General features: G+C 59.2%; 1 protein-coding gene. It reads right to left on the bottom strand.

What is annotated here, in order from left to right; genetic code table 11:
- Nucleotides 1-223, bottom strand: a 223-nt coding sequence (locus ACUHMQ_RS21575) for a transposase (protein ID WP_445297458.1), incomplete at both ends; no start/stop codon positions are given.

Raw genomic sequence — 223 nt, 5'->3', positions numbered from 1 at the left:
TAGACCGACAAAGCGCTGGAAACTCAGGCGATCCAGTAACTGGAATTCCATCTGCTCATCGCTGAGATTGAACAATTGCTGAACCAGCAGCACCCGAACCATCAATTCCGTCGGAAACGGTGGCCGGCCGCCGCGGGCGCGGCTGGGTCGAGGCGCTGCTCGGTCAATGTCTGCCGCCAGTGCGGCAAAATCGACATGGGTCCCCAGAACCTTCAGTGCATCG

The sequence above is a fragment of the Chitinimonas violaceus genome (genome assembly GCF_052601015.1).
This window is presented reverse-complemented; position numbering and strand designations above follow the sequence as displayed.